The organism is Microvirga massiliensis, from assembly GCF_001006805.1.
Classification (GTDB): domain Bacteria; phylum Pseudomonadota; class Alphaproteobacteria; order Rhizobiales; family Beijerinckiaceae; genus Microvirga; species Microvirga massiliensis.
On record NZ_LN811360.1, the window covers coordinates 78,716 to 83,338 of the forward strand.

The window sequence follows — 4,623 nt, forward strand, 5'->3', positions numbered from 1 at the left end:
CCGCCTTATTCTGGTCGGTGTATCTGCTCGCGCTGGCTCCCGACGTGCAGGACCGGGTTGCCGACGAGGTCGCGCGCGAAGGGCAGGGGGTCGATGCGGCGCATCTGGTCCTGACCCGAGCCGTGATCGAGGAGGCGATGCGGCTTTATCCGCCGGCATTCGTGATCGTGCGCGCCGCGCGGGCGCCGGACCAGGTGTCGGAGTGTCCGGTCGCCCCGGGTGATCTGATCCTGGTCTCGCCGTGGATCCTGCACCGGCACCGGCGGCTCTGGCGCGCGCCGAATGCGTTCGATCCGGGGCGGTTCCTGCCGGGAGCGCCGCCGGTGCCGCGTTACGCGTATCTGCCCTTCGGGGTCGGGCCGCGCGTCTGCATCGGCGCGCATTTCGCGCTCACGGAGGCGCTGCTGGTCCTGGCCCGCCTCGTTGGGGCGTTTCGGATCGAACTTGCCAGCCCACGGCCCGTCCTGCCGGTCGCGGTGGTGACGACCCAGCCCGACCACGCGCCCCTGTTTCATCTGAGTGCGCGCTCTGTTTGCAAGCAATCGGATACTTGGCTATCATCGCCTCAAGCTTGAGCGAGCATCCGGGACTGTCGGCTCAGCGTCCAGAAACAATAACCAGTCCAACCAGGGAGATGAAAATGTCCAAGAGACAGCTTCTCTTTGCGCTGATCGCAGCCCTGGTCCTCTCGCTCGGTCCGCGCGCTGCTGTAGCAAAGACTAAGATCGGCTTTCTGCCCGGTGTCGTCGATCCTTTCTACCAGGTGATGCAGCTTGGTGTTGAGACTGCGGCGAAGGATCTTGGCGTCGAGGTCGTGACCCAAATTCCAGCAACCTGGGGCGTCGAGGTCCAGACGCCGATTTTGGATGCGTTGGTCGCGCGCGGCGATCTCAACTACATCGTGACCGCGCCGACCGACAAGGACCAGATGATCGGTCCGCTCAAGGCCGCGGCCAACGCCGGCATCAAGGTCATTACGGTCGATACCTTCCTCGGCGACGGCGACTACAAAAATGGCCCCGTGACTTTCCCGATCAGCTATATCGGTTCGGACAATGTCGAAGGCGGACGCATTTCCGGACGCGGCCTGGCAAAGGCCATCGGCGGCAAGGGCAAGGTCTACATCAACTCGACCAACCCTAACGTCAGCTCGGTCGAAGGCCGCGCTATCGGCTTCAAGGAGGTGATGGAGAAAGAGTTTCCGGACGTCAAGGTTGTCGGGCTCGATTTCAATCTCGACGACATGAACACGGCGGTTCAGCAGACAGCCGCCGTCCTGCAGCGCACCCCCGATCTCGCCGGTGTCTTCGGTACGAATGTGTTCAGCGCTCAGGGCGCCGGCACTGCCGTCATCAATGCCGGGCTCGGCGGCCATGTCCAGGTCGTCGCCTACGACGCAACCCAGTTTGCCATCGAGCAGTTGCGCGCCGGCGTCATCACCCTCGTGCTCGCACAGAAGCCCTTCGACATGGGCTACATGGCGGTGCAGTTCGCAGCAGCCGATGCAGCCGGCGTTACGAGCTTGCCGCGTCGCGTTGAGACCGGATTTGCAATCATCGGCAAAGACAATGTCGACGATCCGGCCGTTGCGCGCTTCATTTACAAGGTCCCGAGCAAGTAGGCGTGGCTGGGGAGTGCTGTTCGCGGCACTCCCTGCGCCCGGTAATAGCCGCGCTGCCCCTATTTCCGCTCTGGTGGATATGACCGAGTGGCTGATCGTGAACCCGGTGCCGCGATGAAAATGGGGGTCGCCCCGTCTCTCACCACGACGCCATGGCAGCAGGTCGTGCTCATGCTCAGCCGCGTATGGGCATGGGCGTTCCTGGGCTTGATGATCATTTTCTTTGTCATCGCCGTGCCGGTCGCCAGCAACGGCGCGGTCAATTTCCTGACTCTCCGTAACTCACAAAACATCCTGGTCGCGATCACCCCGATTCTCCTGTTGGGGCTTGGACAGACCTTCGTCATCATCAGCGCCGGTATCGACCTGTCGGTCGGATGGGTGATGAGTCTCGCGTCGGTGCTCGCCGCGCTGGCGATCAGGGCTGCCTACAATGGCGGCGCGCCGTTGTTCCTCTCCGTTCTTATCGGATTCGCGGCAGCCCTGGCAGGCGCGTGTCTCGTCGGACTTTTCAACAGTGTTATCATCGCCAAGCTCAAAGTGCCGGCCTTTATCGTGACATTGGGGAGTTCGTTCATCGTGCGGGGGGTCGCCTTGCTGATGTCCGAAAACACGACGGTGATCGGTCTGCCGGCGGGCATACGCTCCTACGGTAACGACGCGTTGATCTACCTCATCGGGGGCGAGGGTGGCGGCCTGTATTTTCTGATCCGCCCCGAAGTCTCCGGAGATCTGCTTCGACGCATGGACCCGATCTTTCCCTTCCCCGTCGTCGCAACGGCGATCGTCGTGATCATCGCAATTTTCCTCCTGCGGAAGACTCAGTTTGGGCGGCACACCTATGCCATCGGCGGAAGCCTCGAAGCGGCCATCCGCACCGGCATTCCAGTCGAGCGTCGATTCATCCAGGTCTACATGCTGTCCGCTTCCACCGCTGGTATCGCCGGCTTCCTCTCGACGCTGCGCTTTACTGCCGGCTCGGCGGTCATTGGCGACCCGCTGCTGCTCGCCTCGATTGCGGCTGTCATTATCGGCGGCGTAAGCCTGTTCGGTGGGGCGGGAACCGTGATGGGCACTGTCATCGGCGCCCTGATCATTGCCGTGCTGACAACCGGACTGGTGATGCTGAACGTCCCATCGTTCTGGCAGTTCATCGTCGTCGGCGCGGTCGTCATCCTCGCAGTGTTGATCGATCAGTCTCGTGATCTGATCATCGGTCGCGGAAAAGCGGGATAGATCGCGTGGCCGAGCCGCTTCTGTCCATCAGGAAGATAAGCAAGCGCTTTGGCGGTCTGGTCGCCGTCAACGAGGTCAGTTGCGACATATACCCGGGCGAGGTTGTCGGCCTCCTGGGTGATAACGGCGCCGGCAAGTCGACGCTGATCAAGTGCATCTCCGGCGTTTATCACGCGGATGAAGGCGACATCTATTTCCAGGGACGGCGAAGCCACTTCCCCCGCCCGATCGATGCTCGCCGGCAGGGAATCGAGACGATCTATCAGGATTTGGCTCTCGCAAACAATCTCGATGTCAGTGCCAACATCTTCCTTGGCCGCGAGGTCAAGAAACGCTATCTTGGCGGCTTCATCCGCATGCTGGATGAAGCCCACATGCTTCAGGAATCACGGGCAGCGCTGGAGGCGCTGGAGATCCATTTCCCGAACCTCCGGCTTCCCATCGAGAGTCTCTCGGGCGGTCAGCGTCAGGCAGTGGCCATCGCGCGTGCCATCTATTGGGACGCCAAGCTGATGATCATGGACGAGCCGACGAACAATCTCGGTGTTCCGGAACAACACAAGGTCCTCGAGCTCATTCGCAAACTCCGGGACCAGGGCGTCCCCGTCATTCTGATCACCCACACGCTGCCCGATGCTTTTGCTGTCTCCGATCGTCTCATCGTGATGCACAGGGGGCGAAAGGTGACCGAGAAGCGGACGGCGGAGACTCACACCCAGGAACTAGTGCAGTACATGGTGGGCGCCTTGGACGACACGAGGGCCCGATAAGCAAGGCCACTCGACCTTGCAGACTGTCCAAGTCTCTGGTCTGGAAGAAGAACGTGACCAGGGTGCCGCCTCCTGCATGGACAACCGTTCCGACCCTGAACCTCAGAGTTTGCATAATGCGGCTGTCGCCGGTCACGCGACGAAATAGGTTGGCGCACAGCGGGTGTTGCATGGAGCATTGCATCCGGTTGTGGATGGTGGCGTGAAGCAGGTCTTCCGTAGAATGCATGTTGCTGCCGTCTCGTGTCTCCCGAGCCGCTCCGAATTCCAAACGCCGTGAAAATGTACTAGGCTCCTCACACTACTCCGCTGCGCGCAGCGGAACAGGCAGGAGGTCGTTGTAGAATCGAGAGAGGGTCCTGAAGGAGCGTGAGCAGCCGATCCAACTCTGTAGTGTCCTGGCCCGACGCAGACAATCTGTCCCTTGACATGGTCAGGCGCCGGATACGCCCCTCGCCTTCAAAGATAGCGGTAGCAATCTCAAGCGCCGCGGTTTCATCTATATTGCCGAGCATGTCCAATCATAGGCTAAGCGGCCCAGCCGGACATAAACCTGGTTAAGGGTGCATCCCTTCGCGGAGCGAGCATCCCCGGGCCTGAGCAAGCCGCGTTCGGACGGCACGAATTATGAGTATGCCCTGAGCCTCGCGGAGCCGGAACGAGAACTCGATGATCCGGCGAGTCCTGTGTCATGCACCCTTTCCCTCAAGTTCCCGCAGGTGAAGTTCAGGGTTGCCCCCGATTTGGATTTTCGGCGGCAGGTCTCAGGGCCTATGAGATCTTGATCGGGCAGAGCCCGACCGGTTTCAATCAGTAGTCTTCGTGCCCGCTCCTCGACGTCGCCTGCCAGCCTTCCTTGGCGGTGACTTCGCTTCCGAGGCTTTGAGGCGAACCCGCAATCCGGACCCTTCTGGCTGATTGACCTCGAACGCGCCCGTGTTTCGTACCAGATCGCTGAGCTTCCGATACCCGTAGGTGCGTGGATCAAAGTCCGTC

At 61.2% G+C, this 4,623-nt stretch carries 5 protein-coding genes; 4 read left to right on the forward strand and 1 reads right to left on the reverse strand.

All coding sequences use genetic code 11. The features are described from left to right. The 4 genes from BN1233_RS28360 to BN1233_RS28375 all read left to right on the forward strand — a co-directional run. Window positions 1–575 (forward strand): cytochrome P450 (locus tag BN1233_RS28360; protein WP_046867017.1); only part of this gene is annotated, 575 nt, incomplete at its 5' end. Window positions 576–640: 65 nt separating this feature from the next. Further along, the gene (locus tag BN1233_RS28365) at window positions 641–1,621 is read left to right on the forward strand and encodes an ABC transporter substrate-binding protein (protein WP_046867018.1); all 981 of its coding nucleotides are present in this window, start codon (window positions 641–643) and stop codon (window positions 1,619–1,621) included. An 87-nt stretch (window positions 1,622–1,708) separates the two neighbouring features. Further along, window positions 1,709–2,857, forward strand: a complete 1,149-nt coding sequence (locus tag BN1233_RS28370) for an ABC transporter permease (RefSeq protein WP_048710042.1) — start codon at window positions 1,709–1,711, stop codon at window positions 2,855–2,857. Between the two features lie 5 nt (window positions 2,858–2,862). Then, window positions 2,863–3,627, forward strand: a complete 765-nt coding sequence (locus BN1233_RS28375) for an ATP-binding cassette domain-containing protein (protein WP_046867019.1) — start codon at window positions 2,863–2,865, stop codon at window positions 3,625–3,627. 806 nt (window positions 3,628–4,433) lie between these two features. Here BN1233_RS28375 and BN1233_RS45010 read toward each other — a convergent pair. Further along, complete coding sequence (locus BN1233_RS45010; RefSeq protein ID WP_425311754.1) at window positions 4,434–4,577, reverse strand: hypothetical protein; 144 nt, start codon at window positions 4,575–4,577, stop codon at window positions 4,434–4,436. Between the last annotated feature and the right edge of the window lie 46 nt (window positions 4,578–4,623).